Annotated in this window: 18 protein-coding genes and 2 pseudogenes; 12 read left to right on the forward strand and 8 right to left on the reverse strand. The window is 55.9% G+C overall.

The window, feature by feature from the left end:
• The first annotated feature begins 87 nt into the window (after window positions 1-87).
• The 10 genes from E1956_RS35215 (at window position 88) to E1956_RS35260 (ending at window position 10,198) form a co-directional block, all read left to right on the forward strand.
• Complete coding sequence (locus E1956_RS35215; RefSeq protein ID WP_134758018.1) at window positions 88-567, forward strand: hypothetical protein; 480 nt, start codon at window positions 88-90, stop codon at window positions 565-567.
• A 3-nt stretch (window positions 568-570) separates the two neighbouring features.
• Window positions 571-1,056, forward strand: coding sequence for a DUF7665 family protein (locus E1956_RS35220; protein ID WP_134758019.1), 486 nt, complete (start codon window positions 571-573; stop codon window positions 1,054-1,056).
• Window positions 1,010-1,525 (forward strand): hypothetical protein, encoded by a 516-nt coding sequence (locus tag E1956_RS35225; RefSeq protein ID WP_134758020.1) that lies wholly within the window; start codon window positions 1,010-1,012, stop codon window positions 1,523-1,525. The genes E1956_RS35220 and E1956_RS35225 overlap by 47 nt, the downstream gene beginning before the upstream one ends.
• A 5-nt stretch (window positions 1,526-1,530) precedes the next feature.
• Window positions 1,531-2,898, forward strand: coding sequence for a thiamine biosynthesis protein ThiF (locus E1956_RS35230; RefSeq protein WP_134758021.1), 1,368 nt, complete (start codon window positions 1,531-1,533; stop codon window positions 2,896-2,898).
• Between the two features lie 517 nt (window positions 2,899-3,415).
• Entirely contained in the window at window positions 3,416-4,441 is a 1,026-nt protein-coding gene (locus E1956_RS35235; protein WP_134758022.1) for a CBASS cGAMP-activated phospholipase, read from the forward strand.
• Complete coding sequence (locus E1956_RS35240; protein ID WP_134758023.1) at window positions 4,441-5,604, forward strand: CBASS cGAMP synthase; 1,164 nt, start codon at window positions 4,441-4,443, stop codon at window positions 5,602-5,604. Before E1956_RS35235 ends, E1956_RS35240 begins: the two co-directional genes overlap by 1 nt.
• Window positions 5,601-7,295: a ThiF family adenylyltransferase gene (locus tag E1956_RS35245; RefSeq protein WP_232072301.1), complete on the forward strand. Its 1,695-nt coding sequence runs from the start codon at window positions 5,601-5,603 to the stop codon at window positions 7,293-7,295. Before E1956_RS35240 ends, E1956_RS35245 begins: the two co-directional genes overlap by 4 nt.
• Window positions 7,280-7,759, forward strand: coding sequence for a Mov34/MPN/PAD-1 family protein (locus E1956_RS35250; protein ID WP_134758024.1), 480 nt, complete (start codon window positions 7,280-7,282; stop codon window positions 7,757-7,759). The genes E1956_RS35245 and E1956_RS35250 overlap by 16 nt, the downstream gene beginning before the upstream one ends.
• Before the next feature lie 34 nt (window positions 7,760-7,793).
• Window positions 7,794-8,792: a CBASS cGAMP-activated phospholipase gene (locus E1956_RS35255; RefSeq protein ID WP_134758025.1), complete on the forward strand. Its 999-nt coding sequence runs from the start codon at window positions 7,794-7,796 to the stop codon at window positions 8,790-8,792.
• Window positions 8,792-10,198 (forward strand): CBASS cGAMP synthase, encoded by a 1,407-nt coding sequence (locus E1956_RS35260; RefSeq protein WP_134758026.1) that lies wholly within the window; start codon window positions 8,792-8,794, stop codon window positions 10,196-10,198. Before E1956_RS35255 ends, E1956_RS35260 begins: the two co-directional genes overlap by 1 nt.
• Window positions 10,199-10,406: 208 nt before the next feature.
• On the opposite strand, the pseudogene E1956_RS47770 reads toward E1956_RS35260, so the two are convergent.
• Window positions 10,407-10,631: pseudogene (locus E1956_RS47770) on the reverse strand (nuclear transport factor 2 family protein); the annotation flags it as partial.
• Between the two features lie 319 nt (window positions 10,632-10,950).
• On the opposite strand from E1956_RS47770, the gene E1956_RS35270 reads away from it, so the two are divergent.
• Window positions 10,951-11,760 (forward strand): H-NS family nucleoid-associated regulatory protein, encoded by an 810-nt coding sequence (locus E1956_RS35270; protein ID WP_134758028.1) that lies wholly within the window; start codon window positions 10,951-10,953, stop codon window positions 11,758-11,760.
• A gap of 812 nt (window positions 11,761-12,572) precedes the next feature.
• On the opposite strand, the gene E1956_RS46400 is transcribed toward E1956_RS35270, so the two are convergent.
• From E1956_RS46400 to E1956_RS35295, 4 genes are all read right to left on the reverse strand, one after another.
• Entirely contained in the window at window positions 12,573-12,851 is a 279-nt protein-coding gene (locus E1956_RS46400; protein WP_167760227.1) for an excisionase family DNA-binding protein, read from the reverse strand.
• Between the two features lie 2,520 nt (window positions 12,852-15,371).
• The gene (locus tag E1956_RS35285; RefSeq protein WP_134758030.1) at window positions 15,372-15,734 is read right to left on the reverse strand and encodes a hypothetical protein; all 363 of its coding nucleotides are present in this window, start codon (window positions 15,732-15,734) and stop codon (window positions 15,372-15,374) included.
• 5 nt (window positions 15,735-15,739) lie between these two features.
• Window positions 15,740-17,059 (reverse strand): TniQ family protein, encoded by a 1,320-nt coding sequence (locus E1956_RS35290; protein WP_134758031.1) that lies wholly within the window; start codon window positions 17,057-17,059, stop codon window positions 15,740-15,742.
• Between the two features lie 23 nt (window positions 17,060-17,082).
• The gene (locus tag E1956_RS35295; protein WP_134758032.1) at window positions 17,083-17,829 is read right to left on the reverse strand and encodes a metallophosphoesterase family protein; all 747 of its coding nucleotides are present in this window, start codon (window positions 17,827-17,829) and stop codon (window positions 17,083-17,085) included.
• Between the two features lie 543 nt (window positions 17,830-18,372).
• On the opposite strand from E1956_RS35295, the gene E1956_RS47775 reads away from it, so the two are divergent.
• Complete coding sequence (locus tag E1956_RS47775; RefSeq protein WP_418789351.1) at window positions 18,373-18,831, forward strand: DUF6471 domain-containing protein; 459 nt, start codon at window positions 18,373-18,375, stop codon at window positions 18,829-18,831.
• Between the two features lie 270 nt (window positions 18,832-19,101).
• Here E1956_RS47775 and E1956_RS47110 read toward each other — a convergent pair whose 3' ends face one another.
• From E1956_RS47110 to E1956_RS35305, 3 genes and pseudogenes are all read right to left on the reverse strand, one after another.
• Entirely contained in the window at window positions 19,102-19,821 is a 720-nt protein-coding gene (locus tag E1956_RS47110; protein WP_232072303.1) for a hypothetical protein, read from the reverse strand.
• A 198-nt stretch (window positions 19,822-20,019) separates the two neighbouring features.
• A pseudogene (locus tag E1956_RS47780) lies at window positions 20,020-20,457 on the reverse strand (TniQ family protein); the annotation flags it as partial.
• 8 nt (window positions 20,458-20,465) lie between these two features.
• A complete protein-coding gene (locus E1956_RS35305; RefSeq protein ID WP_134758034.1) occupies window positions 20,466-21,665 on the reverse strand; it encodes a hypothetical protein in 1,200 nt (399 codons plus the stop codon).
• Window positions 21,666-21,672: the final 7 nt, after the last annotated feature.

A 21,672-nucleotide genomic window follows, 5' to 3' on the forward strand; every position in this document is an offset into this window, starting at 1 on the left:
TTCAAAGTGACCAGGTGGTTTACATGATAAGGGGGCGCAGTAGCACATGTTGCGCTAGACGGCTCCCACTCCATGGGAAACCACGCTATGGCAATCTTTTACCAATGCGCAGGTCAGCGCGACTATCGAGCCCTCGACGAAACGGTCGAGCTCAAGCTCGGTACACTCAAGGCCGCGATGAGCGCCGACGTCACCACTATCGAAGATGTGCTGATCTTTGTCGAAGACGGTGATGAACCGTTGACTGCCGAAACGCTCGAGATCACGCTTGCTGGCGCCCAGCACCACAAGCTGCACGCACATCACTGCCGGCACATCGAAGTCACCGTTAACTATAACGTGCACACGGCAAAGCATCACTTCTCGCCGTCGACAACGGTCGGCAAGGTTCTGCGCTGGGCCGAGGACAAATTCAAGATCTCGGAGTCCGAGGCCGGTCACTTGCAACTGCAGTTGGCTGGAACCAGTGACCGACCGGTCCTAACCACGCATCTCGGTGCGCTCACGCATGGCCGCGAGTGTTCGGTGGTCTTCGACCTGCTGCCCAGCCATCGCATTCAAGGCTAAGCGATGGCGACCGGCGTAATGACGCCCGATGAGAGGGCGTTTCGCGGTGATCTGCGGAAGGCGCCCTTCATGCTCGGCGAGCTTGAAGGGCGCTGGAAGCTTGAATCACTCGAATGGCCAAATGCGCTGATCGATGTCACCGCACGCGACGGGCTTCCGTACCGCCTGCGGTTTGATCTCACGAACTATCCTGCCGCTCCACCGACTGCCCGTCTGTGGAGCAGAGTCGAGAATGCAGCACTCGCTCCCGGGCTGTTTCCCAGAAGCATAACCGGGAGTGGGCGCGTGAAAGACGTTTTCCGCACGGACTGGATGAATGGCACGGCGCTCTACCTTCCGTGTGACCGCACTGCCCTGGCTGGACACGAGTCCTGGCTGCAACAGATGCCGTCCAAGCGCTGGCAGCCATCGGTCGGCATCACACACTATCTGGAACTGGTACATGAGCTTCTCAATTGCCCGGACTATGCGCCGCCTGCTGGCGCCTGATCATCGTCTGTCGTGTGCAAGTCATCTCTGGAACCGCCTACTCGCTGACTTGCGTGAACGGGGTGGAAATCGTCGAGAAAGCGGCGCATTCCTCCTCGGCACAACCGACGGCAATCGCAGGCACATCATGCATTACGTTCTTTACGATGACCTCGACCCGCACAGCCTTGACACGGGCATCGTGACGCTGGACGGACAGTATTACGGGAAGCTCTGGACTATCTGTCGCGAGCTTCGTCGAGGCGTTGTGGCCGATGTCCATACGCACCCCGGTTCGTCGCATCAGAGCCAGTCTGACAGCGAACATCCGATGATCTCTGTGGCGGGCCACGTGTCGCTGATCATCCCAAACTTCGCACGTGCGCCAGTGAGTCGGGACGACATCGGCATTTACGAGTACCGGCACGACGGTGGCTGGAATTCAATCAGTGCTTGCAATCGGAAGCGCTTCCTCCATATTGGATGGTGAGACCCATGCTCGACATCGGACCCGAAACACTTGACCGAACCATCAAGCAGCTCGTCGACAGCGGCGAAGCCACCGTTGAACAGGCATACGCCATTTTCGCTGGATACAGACTCGTTATCGAGGTCGACCGCACACATCTTGACCGCGAAGACGCGCAGATTGCGTTGATCACGCTTGTAAGGCTCGCAGTCCGTGTGTTCAACGGCGGCGTTTATGTTGTCGGATGTGATGGCCACCCGCTGCTCGCGCGACTACCCTTTGGATCAACTATCGTGGACGCCGTCCTGAACTGCGGCGGCAGGCTCGATGCCGCCCCGGAGGATGCTCCTCGAATCAGCATCGGAGGCGCATGCAATCGCGGCGGACGCTTCCACGTTCGTGTCCTCTTCGCAGGCTGGCGCGCTGGCGTGGTCCCCGCCGATTTCCCCGACGACCTGTCGGATGTTGCCCGGCCTCCTGCAATGCCCATGGCGCCTGTTCTCGGGGCTTCGCTGGCAATCGCCGAGGCATTTGAGCATGTGAGGAGCGCGTCGCCGATGGCGGGGCAATTCCCGACAGGACTGTCTTTATGGGCGCCGCATCGCCTCGACTGGCTCACGACCGATGACGATGCGCCAACGCTTTCGATTCTTCCGTCGAAGCTCTGGCTAATCGGGCTCGGGCACATCGGCCAGGCCTACCTGTGGTGCCTTGGTCTACTTCCCTACGAGCCGTCCGCGCCATTGCAGCTTGTGCTGCAAGACGTAGACAAGATCGGCCGGTCGACGCCCAGTACGTCCATCCTGTCGTCAAGATCGATGGTTGGCCACCACAAAACGCGCGAAATGGCTACTTGGGCCGAGCAGAGAGGCTTTCAGGCGTCAATCATCGAAAGACGCTTCGACGCTGCGTTTCGCATCTCCGAAACAGATCCGTGTGTTGCAATGTGCGGACTCGACAATCTTCCGGGGCGCCGCGCGCTGGACAAGGTCGGGTTCGGACTTGTTATCGAAGCCGGACTGGGCAGCAGGCATGATGATTTTCGATCGCTCCGTCTACACACGCTGCCCGGCCGACGCACGGCTGACGAAGTCTGGAAGGACGTGCCTCAGACAGATATCGATGACATCGCCGATGAATATCGGCGGCTCAAGGAAGCCGGCGTGCTGGACCAGTGTGGCATGGCACTGCTCGCAGGAAAGGCAGTCGGTGCGGCATTCGTCGGTTGCAGTGCTGCGGCGCTCGCGGTGTCTGAAGTGCTGCGTTTCCTGCAAGGTGGACCACTGCATGAGTCGATCGACCTCGATCTTCGCGCTATCGATCACCGCCTTATGGTGAGGAACCCTCTCGACCTTTCCTCGTTCAATCCGGGGTTCGTATACGCGAGGCGCTAAGAGCGCAAACCTCTATTAGGTCTGTTTGCCGGCATATATTAATGAGCATCACCATCACCTTACTCCTCATCCCTTCTTGCACTTGCCCCGGTTGCGCCCTCCCGTCCGCCTCCCCCATTTCTCGCCGACTGCGTCAGCAAGGCGAGATCGCCGCAGATGTTGCCTGCTCTGCAACGCACCCGGAGTCGCCTTCGATTTCGCGGCGGCGAAGTGCACCCACTCCACCATCGTCTTTCTTTCCGGCGCCCGGAGCAGCGCCTCCTCGTACTACCGGGCGGCTCCACCGCCTGACGAGTCCGCACCGGCTATTACCCGAGCACAGCGTCGGGATGCTGCAAATCCGCCCTACGGCCGAAGTTTGAAGCCAGAATCACGCCACTTCAATAGCAAATATTGATTGGAAAATTATACTTGATAGCACAATATGTTGTGCAGATTAGCATTTTTGATGGCATATATTGTGCACAAGACTTGCCTGAGCTATGCTATGTCGCCAGTACAGGTTTATGAGGGCAGAATGGATTCGCCTATCGAACAACAATTTCAGATTCTCGCCTTGTCCGGTGGAGGATATCGTGGGCTGTTCACAGCGAAAATCCTCGCGGACGTCGAACGCGAGATTGGCGAGCCCATTGCACGCCGGTTCGACCTGATTGCGGGCACCTCGATTGGCGGGATCCTTGCGCTGGCTTTAGCGCTTGAGATCCCCGCAAGCACGATGGTTGACCTTTTCGTCGAACACGGTGAGCGAATCTTCAAGCCTCGCTTCACCATGCGCAGCATTCTGCGAGCGAAATACAGCAGCGACTATCTCGCGCAACTCCTGCAGCGTGAGGACCTTTTTGCTCAAAAAGTGCTCGGTGATTGTCTGCACCCGGTCATCATCCCCGCAATCAACTACACACGCGGCCAGCCAGTTCTCTTCAAGACGCCTCATCACGAGACATTCAAGCGTGACCATCGCTATCGCATAGTCGATGTCGGGATGGCGACCAGCGCGGCGCCCACGTTTTTCCCTCGCTACGTTTTTGAGAACTGTCAGTACGTCGACGGCGGCCTGTTTGCTAACGCTCCAGGCCTCCTTGGGCTACACGAGGCGCAGAAGTTCTTTGGCTTTCTCGGTGCGCATCAGAACGTGAAGCTGCTCTCGATCGGCACGATGTCCTCGAAATTCACGGTGGACCCGAACCGCAACAGGCAAGGCGGCCTTCTCGATTGGGGTGGTTTGAATCCAGCGGCGACGCCCGAGCGGCTTTTTGGGCTCAGTATCTCTGCACAAGAGTCGATGGCCAACTTCATGCTCGGGCATCTGCTCCCTCCGGAAAACTACCTACACGTGGACGATGTGCTGACAGATGAGCGCGCGCGAGCCGTCGCACTTGATCGGGTAGACGCAGCTGCTCGTGAAGTTTTGCTGGGATCTGCCTCCGAAGAGTCAAAGAATCTTGTCGGCAACGCGAAGTTCACTGCCTTCATGCGGCACCGACCCGCTGCGCCCGTATTCTTCTATGGCCCCAACAGCATTGCGAAGGAAACTGTCTGATGCTGAATCTCAACCGTCTTCTGTACGCTCAGGCGCATTCCGACGAGTTTTGCTCCCGTATTACGCCCGACCGGGAACAGGCTATGTTCTTTCGTGAATGTCGTGACAAGGTGCGCGACTATCTGCATCCGCGCATATCTGCAGCAACCAAAAGTGTGCTTGGAATGCGAGAACCGGTATTTCCGAGATTCCGCACGCAAGGCTCCTGGAATTACGATACGTGCGTCCAGCCCTACCAGCATCCGCCGCAAGAGATGGACTGGGACTACGGTGTGTACCTCCCCTTTGATGTCTGGCAGGAAAATGGTCCGCCGGAGCAGATGGCAAAAGCCTATTTCGATCTGGTCGAGACAATGCTGGGTGAGCTTTGCCTCGAGGAACGGTGGACTCTTGCAACGAACAAGCCCACATGCAGCCGGATTCTTGTCACAAGCTGGGCGCATATGGACATCCCTCTCTACGGCGCACCGGCCGAAGAATTCGCCAAAGTCGTCGAACCCAAGCGATTGGCAAAGGCGCTCGGCGGTGTCGTGATGGAGGCTGCCGCCGACTCGGCAGAACGCCAGACATGGGTAGAACTGGACGATGTTTATCTAGCAACACGCGGTGGATACTGGAAACCTTCTGATCCGAACGACGTTGCGTTATGGTTCGAGGATCGTCTGGTTGAAGCGGGGCCGCATGATGGGCAGTTGCGACGCGTCTGCCGGTATCTGAAGGCGTGGCGCGACTTCCATTGGAAGAGCGATGGTCCGACATCAGTCTCGATCATGATCGCCGTTGCGAGAGCATTCCAGGGCATTTCGAATCGCGATGACATCGTTTTGCAACGTGCTGCGCACGAGCTTTCACTGGCCTTGGCCGATGACCTGCTCGAGCCGGGCATCGGCGGAGGAGACGAAGACTTTAACGCGCGGCTGAATAATGACGGTCGGCGTGATGCCTCAGCGCGCGCCAGTCGCCTTTCCCAGGCAATCAATACCGCACGCGACCTCAATTTCTCGCAGCGCCACGATGCCATCACAGCGTTGCGCTCGCATCTCGGCGATCGGATTCCGAATCGCCCAGATTGGATCCAAACGGACTCAACCGGCGACGAAATCCGGAATATGCTGGCGACCAAAGTTGCTCCGCCCAGAGTCGGTGCATCGAAGGCAGGATGAGCGATTTCGATGTGCACGCGCGAGGGCGAGCGTACGCCCTGCTGCGCCAGTACGGACTGCGGCCGTTTCGCGCGCGTAACGGGGCAAAGGCTTTCCGGGGTGTGTTGAAGTGTACGCGCACGAGTGTTCCCGTCCACTTCGAAATCGACGACTGGGATTTCACCCGGTATCCCAGCATCACGATACTTGAACGTCCTCCGGAATTGCCTGCGCTGCTTGCACACGTCGATGCCGACGGCGGTCTTTGCTACTTCGCCCCTCAATCGATCATTCTCGATCGATATCGTCCTGACGACGCCATTCAACAGTGCCTCGATGCCGCGATCGCGCTGATTGACGACATCGTCGATGGTCGCAACCGAGGCGAGGAGATTGTGAACGAGTTTGCCGCTTATTGGACCTTGGGCCAAAATCCATCAGCTTGGCCTGTTCTCGTCGACTCGCAGCCGAAAGACGATGAAAAGTCCTTCTACTATTTCCTTACGGAGCACGGAAAGCCCTCGCGAGGATTGATTGCCAAGGATGTCACGTCCGCGAGAAGGCTCGTTCATAGCATCGATATCGAGAGCATCGAAAAAGGGGCCTTCGCGTGCCTCTACTTCCGGACGGCCGTTGCCCCCAGAATCGGTTCCGATCCACTTCCAGCAACGATTCATGAATTTTTCAGCTTTGTTCGAAAATGGGATCCTGCGCTCGCGAAAGAAGTGCAAGCACGATTGGGATCTAGCAAGGACTATCTGAAGCGGTCGGGATGCGTCATCGCGATCGCAACTCCTTCTGGCGGTATTGGCGTCAGGTTCAAACACGACATGATACGGCGACAAGGCTATTCCAACTCGCCGAAGCACTACCGTGACTTTCTGCACAAACGCGGAGGCACGACAGCGATTACGCGACTGAAGCTAGACGACATCAGCCCCGAGTATATCCACACGCGCAATCTCGATGACTATCCTAGCCTCGCAGAGCACCGTATTTCGCTCATCGGATGTGGCGCGATCGGGGGGTATCTCGCGTCGGCCCTCGTGCGCCTTGGGGCCGGCACTGGCTCGAACGGAGTTCTAAAGCTTTACGACATCGGCGAGTTGGAACCAGATAACCTCGGACGGCACACGCTCGGTTTTGCCGCTTTGTATCAAAACAAGGCACTCGGACTGCGAGAGGAACTTCTGCGGCAGTTTCCGTACGCGTGCATCGAAGCACACACCAATGAACCCGCGTTGACGGATGAATTCTTCGCGACAGATCTCGTCATCGACTGCACCGGTGACGAAGCCGTTAGCGAGAAAATCAACTCGCGCCACATGAGAAGTCGTCGATGCCCCGTTCTCTATGCGTGGATCCGTGGAAACGGCGAGTGCGTACAGACGCTATGGGTCGATGCCAATGAGAAATTCGCTTGCTATCGTTGCATGAGGCAGGCGCCCGGCCCCAACTATCGGGAAGAACGCTTCCCTGTGATTGATGGCCCCCCGAACACGCGTTTTCTCGGTTGCCGATCGTTCACACCATACTCGGTCTCATCGCCGCTGTCTGCAACTGCATTGACCATTGACGTAATCATCGACTGGCTGAAAGGTGACGTAGCGCCACGCTTTCGGACGCGTTACGTCGAAAACGGCAAAGCGAGGACAGTTAAAAACCAGAACCTTAGCCCTACTCGCGCGTGCCCCGCATGTCACCCGAACTGACCATCCCGCACCCATTCGAAAAGGAAGGCTCTGTACTCGTCGAGCAAGCAGTCCTCTCGCTACTTCGCACGTTCCGCCAGACCAGCACTACTGCACCTGAGGCTGGAGGCGTGTTGCTCGGTTTCCGTCGTGGCCCCCATCTGCATGTAACAGCCGCAACGACGCCTCAGCCATGCGATAGGCAATCAAGATATAGCTTTGCTCGTTCGGAGAAGCTACATCAACGCCTTGCCCACGAACATTGGCATCGCTTTGACCATACCGGCGATTACCTTGGAGAATGGCACACCCATCCCGAAACAAAGCCAGCGCCATCGGGAATCGATATATCGGAATGGCGACGAATCTGCGTTGAACGGCCTGCACACATGCTCTTCCTAATCTTGGGAAACAGTTCGTCACTCTGGCTCGGTTGCGGATTTGGAAATGATGTAAAAGGTCGAACAATCGACCTGAACTGCTAGTCGGCCGCGTGAAGAACAAGCAACAGGGATACGCATGAGTTGGACCAAAGAGCAACCATTCCAAGCCTTAGCACTGACCGGAGGCGGATACCGCGGCGTCTTTACCGCACACGCGCTTGCTGAAATGGAGGAAGCGACCAATGAGCGAATTGCCAAGCGATTCGACCTCATTACGGGAACCTCCATTGGCGGCATCATTGCACTCGCTGCTGCCTTCGAAGTCCCGATGAAGACGGTTGTCGATACCTTCGCGAAATACGGAACCTCTATTTTCCCTGTCAGGGCGAAGCCAAAACGCTGGTACGCAAAGCTGCTAGACCTTTTAGCCTACCAGGCTGTGCCGCGATACGAGGCAGCCGTGTTGCGCAAAGTGATTACGTCCCTGATTCCGGCTGACGCGAGCCTCGGCGATGCTTTGCATCCGGTTGCAATCCCCGCCGTCAACGTAACGGAAGGAAAGCCTCAGGTCTTCAAAACGCGCCATAAGCCGGAGTGGAACCGGGACTGGAAGTATAAGGTGGTCGATGTTGCTCTTGCTACTGCGGCCGCGCCGACGTTTTTTGAACTAGCTGAAGTTGACAACCATCTTTACGTCGATGGTGGCCTGTTTGCCAACGCTCCCGACCTCATCGCACTCCATGAAGCCGACCATTACTTTGATGTTCCTCGGGAGGCCTGCCGTTTACTCAGCATAGGCACGACAACGAAGACTTACTCGATCTCTCACGGCGTTAGTCGAAGGTTCGGGATATCAGACTGGATCGCCGAGCAGCGACTCTTTAACGTCATGATCTCATCGCAACAGCAGTTTGTGGAACAGATCGTGAAACACAGGTTAGGCGACAACTACCTGCGCATCGATAGAATTCCGTCCGACGAGCAGGCAAAGGATCTCGGCCTGGATATTGCGACCGAGGCAGCTCGCAAAACACTAAGCGCCCTCGCTTCGAAGGCGGTCACCGACGTGCTCGGGACAAGTCTGCGCACATACCTGACTCATACACCACAACTCAAAATTCACCGAGGCGAATAATGGGGAAAGCCGCACGCTTATTCAACGGAAACGCCGACCAAACACTCCGCTCACGTGTCACACCGACGGAAGATCAACGTCAATTCCTGCAGCAGCAATGGAACAAACTTGCCGACTATCTGAAGTCGGAACTCGCGAATTACGGATACACCGTATCGACATGGCTGCAAGGGTCATATAAGTATGGAACGCTGATCAAGCCGGTCCACAAGGGCGAAGAATATGACGTTGACGTAGGCATTTACTTCGAGTGGGATCCGAAGGAAACCAATGCCGCTCCGACGCCGTCACAGCTACGAGATTGGGTGCAACGACACCTCATCGAATACGCGAGCACTACACCTGAACTTCAGGAGGTAGAGCAACCAGCCAAGGAACGTTGTTCACGAGCGATTTACGCACAGCAATTCCATATCGACACACCCACGTATCATCTTGATCGCGCCAGAGAACGGCGGCGACTCGCGTGTCTTTCAGGGAAGTGGGAAGACAGCGATCCCAAGAAAATCTACAAATGGTTCAAGGAGGTTGTCGGATCTGACGATCGCGAGCAGCTACGAAGGCTTGTTCGCTATCTCAAAGGATGGTCGGCAGTTGCATTCGTTGACACTCCAGCTGCCCGCCCGTCGTCCATCTTCCTGACGGTGGTCGCCGCTGAGGCCTTTGAAGGAATGTGGCTGCAACGCTTTTCTGGTATCGCCGATGATGACGCACTCATTGCAATCGTCGAGAAAGCCTACATTCGACTGACGAAAGATCGTCGCGTTTTCAATCCTGTGGATACAGTGGAAGATATCAACCGGATTCCCGACGACGCATGGGAGACCTTTCTGACTCGTCTGACGCTGCTTCACGACGCGGCGCAGTCAGCCAAGTCAGCGGAAGACGAAAGTTCTGCCGCCTTGGCGTGGGAAGAAGCGTTTTCGTTTCTCATGCCTCTTCCCGAAACCGATGAAGTAGAATTCGTCGACGCATCCACTGACAGGGCGATTATGCAGGTTCCTGAGGTTGATATCAGCGTCTACGATAACGATGGGACGTTGCTTCAAACGTACCGCAACGAAGTACCGACGGTATCCAAGGGGCGCTCGTTGAAGTTTTCGATAGTCAATCCCCATATCCTTCCCGGCTTCGCTGATATCAGCTGGACTGTACGCAACGAAGGAGAAGAATCAGATGGAGTTGGTGACCTTGGACACACCCGGCGTGGCATAGGCATGTTCAGCGTTGAGGAATCCACTGCGTACGTAGGCCGTCATTTCATGGACTGTGTTGTACGCCTCAATGGATCGATTTACGCCGTGCGTCGCATCCTCGTCAATATCCGACCGAATCAACAACGACAGATAGCGCAGCAAAGTCGTGCGTGGATGAAACTTCGCACACGGCGAGGTCGACGCAAGTGAACGGCTTTTATCGTCTGGACGCATGAGGCGAAGTCAAGTTGATCTGGCCGGCCCATGCCAAGATCGACAATCTTCTGTCAAACGAGGTCAGATAGTACGCCTACGGTACGCTGGCATTGAATGCAGCGTATCCGCTATGAAATCTCGTGAAGCTGTGCCGCCAAACGTAGGGCCTTGCCTCCCATCGCAGAGTGTTCGAGCTAGTCAGTCATGACATGCCGCGTTCTTCCGTCCAATCCACGTAGAGTCGGCGTTCCGCAAAGAGCCAGGCACGGTCTTGCTTGATGAATGTGTCGAGGTAACGGAGTGACACGATCATCGAGTGGCGCTTGCCGCTATCAACTGTAACGTGAAGCGCGAGACAGTAAGCTTCGCCAGTCGCTTTGTCGTCTGCTAGCGTAAATATCGTGCTCTGTCCCAAGAAGTGGGTGGAGGCCTCGTATGCGGCAGCCGAAGGCTGAGGGCGGGGAGGACGTCAATGGTTCTGTCAGCAGCTGCGACGCGTCTCTGGTGCTAGAACAATCGCCCGACGAACCCTACCACGTGAGTAAGTGGTTTCTTAACTCCATGAGGTGCCTGGCCGTATTGAATCACCTATCCAGTCAGGTATGTTGTCCGCTCGCGGTGGAACAATTTGTAATGCGTAGAACGCCCAGTTTTTTTTGAATAGTCGATATAAGATTGAGCATAGAACCACCACACCTCGCAGGGAGTGTGGCATAGTGCCACCAACTTTCCTTAAAGAGATAAATATGGCGACCCTCGAAACCATTCAAGCGCGAATCGCAAAACTGCAAGCCCAAGCAGCATCGGTAGCTGCAAAGAAAAGTTCTGGGGTTCTAGAGAAGATCCGCGACTTGATGGAAAAACACGGTCTTGTGATTGCTGACATTGAGACACACTTTGGCAAGAAGCGCGGTCGCAAGGCGAGCGTCCAATCCACCAATGTGCTCGGCGCCGTCGCGGCTAAATATCGCGACCCGAAGACGGGCGCAACCTGGTCGGGGCGCGGGCGCGCACCAGCATGGATTGCTAATGCCAAGGACCGAACCAAGTTTGCGATTGCGGACATGTCTAGCACCTCCGTCACGACGGTGAAGGCGACAGCTAAGGCCGGAAACTATGTCCGAGGGCCCCAACCCGCCCTGTACCGCGACCCGAAGACAGGCGCGACCTGGAGTGGCCGTGGACGAGCGCCGGCGTGGATCGCGAGTGTGAAGGACCGCACCAAGTTCTTGATTTCAGAAACTGGTGATTCGACAACCTCGTCTACTTCGTCAGGTAAAGCCTCGGCAAAGAAGGTTGCAGCCAAGAAAGCAGCGACGAAGAACACGGCAACAAAGTCTGCGCCTACGGCAAAGAAGGCGGTTCGCGCTGGTGCAGCCTCCAAGAAGGTGACGGCGAAAAAGGCGGTCTCGACGAAGGCGGCTGCAAAGAAGATATCCGCCAAGAAGGGGACCACCAAGAATGCTCGGGCAAAGACCGCTGAAACGGACATCGCAGCACCGACGGCTGTCGTTGAGCACATCGATGGCGCGGCGGCCGCGCCAACGGGAGAGTGAACAGTCTTTGACACAATAGGCAGGCAATCGGCCGCTGCTTCGCAAAGCGTATATCGGAGCTTTCCGTCGCAGTGGCCGATTTCAATTCGAATGTGCCGAACAGGTTCAAGGAGATGTGCCCGGCGCGCCTCATTTAACTAATCTTTGATCTACCCGAGAATATTCGAGAGGCGACGCCAGAAAGACCGACGGCCACCCTTTGGGTAGCCGTCGTATGCGGGGTTCTCTATCCGCCTCTGGAGGGCGCGCCCGCAATACCGTTCCTCGAAAATCTGTCAACGCTTAGGCTCTTCCGAAGGTTCATCCCGGTCATCTATCTATTGGATAACGAGCCTTTGCTCATTGAGTATGAATGGAGCATGATGGCGAACGGCAACCGGTACCTGAAAGAAGCTCGCGAAATCGAAGACGACTACGCTTCCGATTCGGCAGCGAACTCAATTGGCAGAGAAGACCAGCTTATCAGACAAATCCTCCCGATGCCGCTCGGAGCTGGCCCGAAACCGGAGCCGCGATACGATGGACCTTGGGACGATTCCATACCATTCTAGGGTGCATCGATTGAGCGCGCGTCCATACCAAATGCCGAGCATATCGTCATTGTTCTTGTCGAGGTCGGGCAGCGCAAACGCGCCTTTCGCGACGCCAAGCAACGTGTTCGCCCAGGGGATTTGCCTCAGGACAATCTACGTAGCGGACGCGCCTATCTGCTCAAAGAGGAGTTCCAGCAACGCTGGGATTACGTCTCGCCGAACTGGGCCGGAAAATTCCTTGACCAATGATGCACTCAGGCCATGCGCTCGTACATTGGGTTATGTCCGGCTTGTCGAGGCGCCCCTGTTGAAAGAGCATAGGCCGGGGGGATTCTTGTCCTCTGTCTGAGTTTCGAAAAAGGCCTTCGCCTCAGTCTCGATCTTAGCCTTGTACTCGAGCACATCAGCCTTTCGTAACAACCGGTTTTGGCCGGTGACATGGTGAAGCGGGAGCGTCCCCTCTTCAATCAACTTGGCCACATGCTGACGAGATACAAACAGCAGTTCTGCGGCGGCAGCAATCGAGATGAACACATCGTTATCTTCTTTGATCACCATCTGGCCCTCCGTTAAGGGGAAATCTGAGGTTCGTTTGGCCATCCGAGAGGACAACAACTGATACCGATTGGTAGACGACGCTGTGATAGCCCTCTTTCCGTGGTTCAGGCTCGAAGGGATACCAAACGCTGTACGGGTGTCTCCCGTAGCAACCCCGTTCATAGGTCCACGCCTGGTAGGCCTGCAGTTCAAGCACCTCATCGGCCTCATCGGCATCAGCGGTTTGTGACATATATAAGACGTGACTCCTGGGGTCGACCCGGGCGAGCGCCTCTAGCAATTCTGATACTGTCATGAAGCCTCCGGGTTGCTCATCGCTTAGTCATCCTGCTCTTCCTTTTATCTCTGAACTTCCAGCCTTCAGGTCCTACGATTCCCACTTCGCTGCTCCACTTTTCGACGAGCCCACCCGGAGCGGCGCGCCGAGCACCTGCGCCTCGCGGTGTGCTGCCAGGGCCTCTTCGAAGATTCGGCGCTGACGTTTGTCGGGTATGAAAGTAGGCATCGGTAACTTCGTTCCTCAACGAGCGGTCATACCATGTCAGGCCCCCTTCGCCGGTGGGTCTGGACGCCATGTTGATTCGCGGGTGTCAGCGGCACGTCTGGTAGAAAGCCAGTCTTTCTGTGATATGCAGCTTCGAGAAGCGCTGCCTTGACCATATGCCCGATTTCCCAACTCGGGCTCGTCAGGATATCTACAATATGTCTGGGCGCCAGACTACTCATATGTTGTGCCATGTAGCGGAGAGCCACGTCCACGGCAGGACTGATGTTCGCATCGACGTTTCGCTCCACTCGTCCACCACCCTCTGTCCGAGGCTGTACGATATGCCCGGCTCGCGTCGATGCAGAGCTTGACCGGTCAGCGGTGCTCACGCGCCGTTCTTTGCGAGCCATATCTCAGTGCCCTTTGAGTTTCGCGCCCGACCCTTCTTGCGGATTGGTCGTAAGGAAATGGCACTCGTATTCCGACGGAACCCCATGTGCCCTGTCATCGATAGAGAGCCAAACGCGTGCTCCTGTCTGCCGGGCATGTCAGATAACAACGCATGACCGGTCAGGTAATTCGAGGCCATCTTCCATCAAAGCACCGTGCTGCGCGATTGTGGTCGACGGGTCATTGCCGTGATCGCTCGTGAGCCGCAATTGCTCGCAGGAATACCTCCCAGACTCCATCAGTGGGCGCTAGCTCAAACGGCCTAATCTTGTGACCGCTCCAGTCCGTCGAACGAACCGTCGCGTTCACCCACTGAGGGCCACAGTAGGCGTCAAGGCGAGCGACTGGCCGCCCTAGCCTTTCTTCGAACGTGCCGAGCGCGGTGACCCAGATTTTCAAATGCCCCGGAAGACGAGCTTGGGGGTCAATACTCACTTCTCGACTCTCCACTGAGCGTAGCGTCGCGCGAGCAGCGCAGAGATAAGTTTCGGATGTGCTGCCTTTTATCTTCAGGGGTGGATGTGAGCATTCTCCACGCACTTCAGACAAAAGTTGCAGCTTCGCCGGTGCGCCCTCCGTAGCCAATCCATATGCACGTGCAGACCAGAAGATTGGCATAGGTGCGCTTTCTGATGCGGCGGCCCGTAAGAGGGTCGTACTTCGTATTGATGTACGCCAATCGGGCACAAGTTCGGCGGTCACGTCGCGCCATAGCCCCAAACTCCGGACGTAGACCACCAGGTTCCAGACGTACTCCGAATCCCGATGCGAACCTCCGCATCCAACAAGGATGTATCGTCGCCCGCTCGTCGTGAAGCCGATACGCTGTTCGGCATCAAGTATTTGGATTGGCGTGCTTACCCGACCGTCGCCGCTGTTCTCGTTGAAGCCCACAAAATACCGTAGACCCGCGCTGTCCTCACGGATTGACCAACACGACAGAATCACGTCAGGTACTTCTTCCACCGGCGCACTTTTGTAGATAGACATCACGCCCTCCGCTGACCGCAATGAATACGCATTGCCTTCTTTGCTCGTTGTCCGGCCCACCGAAGAAAACGTGAAGGGCTATCCTCAAGGGTGCTCCACGCTAAGGGCAATCCTGTAATTCCCGAGCTCTGGGCCAAAGGGAACAACTTTGACCGGCTCTCGCGTCACAAACTAGTGTTTCGCATCCTGCGCCTCTCGCGCGCGACGACGCAGACCTCACAGGGCTCGTCCGGATTGCTGCTTCACTCTCGCACCCAAGGGATGGCCGGGACAATTAACGCTCCTAGCGCCTCTCCCTCAGACGGGTCGCCATACATTTGGAAAAAAGGAACCTCAGCCTCGAGTTCCGCAGAACTTAAGCGTCGAGGTAGCTCACGCGCATTCATGGAAACGTTCTCCGGAGCCAACGGCGAGCAACTAGCGCATGAGGTTGCAACCAGGGCTCGCACGTCGCTTTCGTCTTACCCCTCGAAACGGAGGTATTGCTTGAATTAACGCAACGCCACTGCCTCGTTGTAGAAGTGTCCCGTATTGATTGCGCCGCTCGATCTACGAGCCAAAAGCAAGGTTTTGAGGACTGGACCCGTCCGTCTTCATCTTCGCCGCTTCTGCACATCGACCAACGATAGCGGCAGTGTGAAGCGCTCACAACCTGCAGTGGTCCGACGAGCGCTCCGCTTGCTCCTCTCGGCTACGGCGGATTGCAGACTTTCGTTGATCATGTCGATATGCTGCTCCTGAAGGGTATCAAGAAGCCCCAGCATCATGTCTCTGATTCCGTCCCAAGTCTCGTCGCGGAATGCGGCTATCGCGTCGGCATTGATGTGGAGGTCGCCATTCGGTGAAGCGTGGGTTCTTATTCGCCCAAGCGTGGCCATTGCCTCAATGTACTTGTCGTCACATTGAAGAATTCGCGCAGCCTCCGCGAGGCTAAAGCAGTTATCGTGCGTGGCCATTCTTCTCACCCATTGACGTGTTGAACATATGAATCACCCGACGGCCCATCCGATATAGCGCTTTCCCCCACCGAGTAAACCTGCGAAATTCTGCTCGCGATAATCATTCGCTCCCAAGGATTGAGCAGTGGCCCGCGACTACTAATCAGTTGCTTTACGGCCTTTATTGAAGGCTGAGGCGCACCAGAGGTCTTCAAATCAGCAACGATCACTTTCACTTTATGGGCGAATGAGACCTTCTTCTCAACGGCTTGCCGCGCGGCGTTCCTTGCACGTACTTGTGCCTGCTCACCCAGAGCATTCCGACGACGCCAGCGCCAAATCTTTCGGCTCGTGGAACTGTCACCCGAGGACGGAGGGTTACCCTGCGTTCCGTCGTCAACATTACGCGCGTCAGACACGAGGCGTCCGGCACTCGGTGACTCCAGCACGTGTAGGGACGAAACAACCGACGGCTCGACCGTAACGCCACTACCTGAGTCAAGAAATTCTTGGGTAACGAAGATTTGCCGCATTGTCGTTTGAGTTACCAACGCCAAGCGTACTATCACCGATAGCGGTGCTGTGAGGTCCCCACGCAAATAACAGCGGATGCGTGCCGCCGTTTCGCCAATTGCCTGGCCCATGCGCTCGCTGCTCGCATCAAAGAAGTGGCTCCAGAGTGCCTGTACGGCGACCTTTGATGGAACCAATGCCTCGTGTTCACCGAGAAGCTGTGGAAGAAGCACAAGTTCACTGCATAGGCGCGAAGCGCTGATCTGCCTTTCGTCAACCGCGCGTTCCATCGCAGCCTTGGGATGTCCAAGCCATGCACCACAGTGCCGACAGCAGCCAACACGAGCGTTGGGCACGAGGAATGTCTGCGCTCCGCGCTTGCATAAGGGACACACGCTAGCCAATGCCGTGGCATGGACAGTGCAGCACGCGTCGCACATGCGCCAGACCAGCGGTTCGTAAATAACCTCGCCGCTATCCGCCATCTCATCGAGGCATTGCGGGCACCATCTCCGCTCATCTGTATTCAGTCCGCGTCCAGAAATTGCGCCCTGCAGCGGCAACGTCGTGCAGTATTGGACGTCGGAGGTCCTCATGAGCGTTGCCAATGCCAACACCCACTCCAAGGCTGTGGTTGTCATGCCCTCTGTGTACAGCCGTCGAGGTATCTGCATGTACGCAGTTTTCGCATGACGCCCTGATTGAGGGAAGATTGCATAGCGGTAGAAGTCGATGAACCTCACGTTAAGGGCTTCGGCGTACCGTATAGCCAAGCTTGACGCCTGTTCGACATTCCCAGTCCCGAACCCACCGATGTTAATCCGTGACATAACGTTCTCCGAGCTTTCTACGGTTAGATTTCAACAAGAAGATCGGGAACGAAATCGGGATTTGGCCTCGATATTGATCCGGCAGGGTTGCATATAACTCTGCAGTGCTTAACTTTATAGGCAGACGAAAAGTGGGTATGACCATGAATCCATAGTGATGTATGGCGTAGCAACCTCGTCAGGTCACTAGCGAACACCGTACTGTAGCTATTCACCCCGTACGACGGGTCGAGTGAGCGCACGTGAGGAGCGTGGTGCGTTACCACAACCGTGGTACCGCGAAACTTTGCCTTCAATTCGCGCTCGAGCCACTCGACCGACAACCGATGCTCAGTCAAAGTATCGGCTGGCGCCAAGCGTTTCCCATCGGCTCGAAAATTCAGCCGATAGTCTCGTCCGGAGAAGCCAGCAAGAATCATAGCGTCGTGCTGCCTATGGATGAGTTCGAAATCAGTCCAGAGGCAACATCCGAGCACACGTACGCCAGGGTATGAGATACAGCTCCGTTCGAGGAATCTGACCCGGCCCGTAGCGCAGTTGAGTACCGCCTGTGCAATCGACTGCTCATAGCAGCGCAGATATGTGTCGTGATTGCCCCGAACGTAGAGCACCTCGTATGGCCAATCAGCATATCTCTCGCCGACACGTTCTACACAGTCGATGTCTCCGGCAAGAATGAGGGCATCAGCGTCCACGGGCTGAACACGTTCGTCCGGTCCCGCTGAACGGTTGGTGTGCATATGCATGTCTGACGCGATGTGCAATTTCATGATAGCTCCATCCTTGAGGTCCGAAACTCAGTCGACTGCTCGCACGAGTAAACGTACTATAAAACTCGCAGCCATCAAGGCAGGTTAACCCGTACTATAAAACTAGCACATGCGGCAAAGGGCCAGGCTCCACTGATATATCAGGCCCCTTTTACCGTAACGAATCCGGTATTCCCAGTGACTATTGACAATACAGAAGGACGTGTTATCAAATGCATAGATAAATTTATTGAAAACACCCTCCGCCCTTCCTCTTGGCACGTTGTGCAGCATGAGTCTGCGGGGGCAAATGACGACGTTCCTCAGTCTCTCCGCGTGATTGATAACTGCGGTCTGACGCAAACAGGTGTTATCAAATCGATATAGCCGAACTAATTCATCCCGAGATTGATTTGGCTGAGCTATGAACCTAGTTTTGTAATATTTACACGAATTCGCGGCGGCCGTGAGAGGGATTGTGTAGAACTGTCTCACTGCGGTATAAATCGGGGCGAACGCTCCAACGGATTATGTCTACTGACTGATTGCATTGCGAGGATTGACGTGGCCACCGATTTCCATGATGAGGCTCGAGCCATCATTCGCAGAGAGATGGAGAGTCAGGGTGTCACCTTTGGTGAACTGTCTGACCTTCTAATGCATTTTGGCTTGAAGGAAAATCAAGCTTGCCTCTACCAGAAGATTTGGCGGGGGACGTTTCAGGCAGCCTTTTTCCTCCAGTGCCTATCCGCCATACGCATGAAGGGGGGCGTGAACTCCGAGGATGCCCGGCGCGTCGAGCTAGAGCTTCCGTCCTTCGAAACAGCAAAGACTTCAATCGACGAAAATAAGCTAGCACTTGATCGTCGCCGGAAGGCGTCGGGAGCCTTGGGACGCCGGAATGCAGAACCAGGAACTCCACGGCGCCCTAGAGGCCGGCCTAGAGCGGCCAGCACCGGGGAGACCACCGATATAGCCCCGCCGGCCCCCACGAATAGCCGCCGTCAAAAGAAGGGCAACTGACGCTCACCTACCCAGACCATTCCCCATACCGCGCGATGACGTCGCGATACGCAGGCGGGAGCACCGCATCGTGTCGGCCCCACCAACGCCCTAGCTGTGCCGTGCTCCCTCACGATTCGACCTTTCGCCGGCGGTCGTCAAGAACGGTTGGACGGCCCTTCGGCCCCGCATTGACGGCTTGCAAAAATTTCAGGGTATTGCTCAGGTACGCCGTCAATACAGAAGCTGAACTTCCAAGACCTACGGTCAAGTCGAGCTTACCGCACGAGACTAGCTCGCTTTCTTGAGCGCTCTGAGTCTTTCGATTTCAGCGCTCATTGCTCTCTCTTTCGCAACAGGGTCGGCCGAAATATTGATCGGAAGCCCACGTCGGCTGCGCTCTTCTTTAAATCTCTGCTTCGCCTCATCTGATATCAAAGAGATCCTCTCTTGCTCCCACAATCGAACAGAGGTCGGAAAACATCCAGAAAGTATGAGTCTATCCATCGCTTCGGAAAGACGCTGGAAAAAGGAGCTGCGTTTTTTCAATTTGTCGTGATATCTCCTCGAGAGCAATGCCATACCCTCCGGGTCAGCCCTCTGAGCAATTTGCGGATGTACGCCAATATCCGCGCAAAAGGATGTCGAAGATGCAACGTCCGCCTCTGAGATGCTCTCGCCCAGCCGCTTCGCTATCGCACCTTTAACCATGTGCCGCTGCTGGGCACGCTTGTTTGAGGTGAGCGAATCCAAGCTTACCGAAACGAACCGTTCTCTCAGTTGCGCCGGAAACGGGCGCAGAAGGCATAGATCGTATACGCTCAGGTTGCCTGCAACTGCCAAACGAACGACGTCTTGAACAGAAGGTCGACGCATTCGTCGTACCCTGAAGTCTATCGAGCAAGATGAAAGTCCGAGGATTTGGCGCAAGACATCGCGGTCGATGACGCGGTCTACGACGAGTTCGCGAATTAGTCCATCGAGTTGCTTAACACAGTCCGGATATAACATGGGCAGTTCGAGAGTCTCTGCCGTACAGACAGAGAGCGCAAGGCCATCTAGGTCTGCAACCGGCTCGGACTCACTGAAAGGTCTCCCCATCCAGCGTCGACAATGCGAGCAACATCCGACACGAGCACCCGCCCAAAGCAGGCGTTGTCGTCCTTGTCCGCACTCGGAACATTTGACGACCATTGGCGTCTCATGCCGGATGCAGATTGTGTAGTCAGGTAGCCTCCATACGAGCGGAGAAAACGCCATCTGATTGGGGCTATCGACGTCGCAATGCGCCATGTCTGCGAACTCCTCAAGACAATACGGGCACCATGCATAGTGTTGCCGTACGGGCGAGCGTGTAAAGAAATTGGATACTCCCCACAACGACATGTCCTCAATATCGTCACGACCGGTTATACGCTCAGTTGCCCGAATCCAGTGCGCATTGATTGAGTGCGGCCGGTCAACCATCGGTCTCGTATTCGGAGAAGTTGGGACGACACAATCAGCGATGGCAGGGCGAATGATATGCGACAACAGCACCGTGACCGACAGGTTCAAATCTTCGGCCCACCGCAAGTAGTAACTGCTGAGCGACTCGCGCTCCCATGTGCCTCGCCTTTGTGGCTTCGGACAACGAATGACGTCCATTTGCACCCTCACATGGTTTCACGTGTCGGCTTAGCTTTCGAGCGATTTCGACCTTTGGGGGAGTTCTTGCCCTTCGGTTCGGCAGAACCCGCCTCCCCGGCTGTCGCTTTTTGATCTGATGGAGAAGGTACTTTACGCACATCGTGTCCCTCCTTCTCGCGTTTGGCAAAGAAGCTAAAAAGCATCTGGTACTCATCCATTCTCCTCTCCCGCGCCGCATCAAAGAATCTCTGCCCAAGTGCCATCATTTCCCCGCAATGGTTCGCGTTGTTCTCCAAATGCTCCCGAAGCAACTTCCAATCTAGCGCACGTTCCTCCATCCTTGCCAAGATCGTGCAGGAGATGACCATGTCCACCGTCATTCCAACAGTCCCGTAACAGAACGCCATCACTTCAAAGCTGTGGTCCGTCAGGGTACCCGGTACGATCAACCGTTTGCCAAGTTTCTTTTCTTCAAGCGTACGGAGGAATGACTTGAACTCTTCCACATCCTCGGTTTCTCTCAAGTAATACGGGGGCATCCAAATAATCTTAAATCGCGCAGACTGCTGGTCGTTTTGCCTCAAGAAGCTATAAATCTCCGGGCCGCCTGATAATACGACCGTGCATTTCCGTGCCCGGTCACAGATTTCCTTGAATACAGTCGGCGCCTCCAAGGCGCGGTTTGCCTTTAAAAGTGTCGCGCTCGGGCCCGCGTCATCAAGAAAAAGAGCCTTATAGTGCCCGCTGTTTGCCATCTTCTCGATAACTTGCAAATTCGCGGCACGCGTTTGGGCTACTGTCCTCGACAGACGTGCCTCCGGTGCTCCCTCCTTAGCAGGAGGATAGGCAATTTTGTAGCCGACAAGAGGCTCAAGTGCATGCCGCACGATGTCGGAGTAAATGGTTGAGACATCCATCTTGCCAGCGACCGGCGCCCCCAAGGGGGAATAGCCTGATCCCCGAACGGGAATCCCCTCTTTGATAGATTGGGAAACGAGCAAAGCGTCTTGGTCTTTCATTACGCAGGTCTTACCGACTCCGGTGGGCCCAATTATGGTTATAGGTGTACGCCCAAACGGCAGGAGCGTGCGGGCGTTGAGTTCGCCCAGCGCCTGCTTGTAATTTCGATGGCCGCTACGCCAGTCATATCTGACATGAGCCAAGATCTCGCGGTCGCCCTGCTCGAGGCAGAAGCTCGAATCCAACAATGTGCTGATATCGCGCATCACTCCC

It is taken from the genome of Paraburkholderia pallida (assembly GCF_004524855.1).
Classification (GTDB): Bacteria; Pseudomonadota; Gammaproteobacteria; order Burkholderiales; family Burkholderiaceae; genus Paraburkholderia; species Paraburkholderia oxyphila.

Excerpts from the sequence above, each read along its gene's own strand:
- E1956_RS35220 (WP_134758019.1), top strand. The coding sequence starts at position 571 with ATGGCGACCGGCGTAATGACGCCCGATGAGAGGGCGTTTCGCGGTGAT.
- E1956_RS35270 (WP_134758028.1), top strand. The coding sequence starts at position 10,951 with ATGGCGACCCTCGAAACCATTCAAGCGCGAATCGCAAAACTGCAAGCC.
- E1956_RS46400 (WP_167760227.1), bottom strand. The coding sequence starts at position 12,851 with ATGGTGATCAAAGAAGATAACGATGTGTTCATCTCGATTGCTGCCGCC.
- E1956_RS35215 (WP_134758018.1), top strand. The coding sequence starts at position 88 with ATGGCAATCTTTTACCAATGCGCAGGTCAGCGCGACTATCGAGCCCTC.
- E1956_RS35230 (WP_134758021.1), top strand. The coding sequence starts at position 1,531 with ATGCTCGACATCGGACCCGAAACACTTGACCGAACCATCAAGCAGCTC.
- E1956_RS35240 (WP_134758023.1), top strand. The coding sequence starts at position 4,441 with ATGCTGAATCTCAACCGTCTTCTGTACGCTCAGGCGCATTCCGACGAG.
- E1956_RS35235 (WP_134758022.1), top strand. The coding sequence starts at position 3,416 with ATGGATTCGCCTATCGAACAACAATTTCAGATTCTCGCCTTGTCCGGT.
- E1956_RS35305 (WP_134758034.1), bottom strand. The coding sequence starts at position 21,665 with ATGCGCGATATCAGCACATTGTTGGATTCGAGCTTCTGCCTCGAGCAG.
- E1956_RS35260 (WP_134758026.1), top strand. The coding sequence starts at position 8,792 with ATGGGGAAAGCCGCACGCTTATTCAACGGAAACGCCGACCAAACACTC.
- E1956_RS35285 (WP_134758030.1), bottom strand. The coding sequence starts at position 15,734 with ATGGCCACGCACGATAACTGCTTTAGCCTCGCGGAGGCTGCGCGAATT.
- E1956_RS35245 (WP_232072301.1), top strand. The coding sequence starts at position 5,601 with ATGAGCGATTTCGATGTGCACGCGCGAGGGCGAGCGTACGCCCTGCTG.
- E1956_RS35250 (WP_134758024.1), top strand. The coding sequence starts at position 7,280 with ATGTCACCCGAACTGACCATCCCGCACCCATTCGAAAAGGAAGGCTCT.
- E1956_RS47110 (WP_232072303.1), bottom strand. The coding sequence starts at position 19,821 with ATGTTATATCCGGACTGTGTTAAGCAACTCGATGGACTAATTCGCGAA.
- E1956_RS35255 (WP_134758025.1), top strand. The coding sequence starts at position 7,794 with ATGAGTTGGACCAAAGAGCAACCATTCCAAGCCTTAGCACTGACCGGA.
- E1956_RS35225 (WP_134758020.1), top strand. The coding sequence starts at position 1,010 with ATGAGCTTCTCAATTGCCCGGACTATGCGCCGCCTGCTGGCGCCTGAT.
- E1956_RS35295 (WP_134758032.1), bottom strand. The coding sequence starts at position 17,829 with ATGAAATTGCACATCGCGTCAGACATGCATATGCACACCAACCGTTCA.
- E1956_RS35290 (WP_134758031.1), bottom strand. The coding sequence starts at position 17,059 with ATGTCACGGATTAACATCGGTGGGTTCGGGACTGGGAATGTCGAACAG.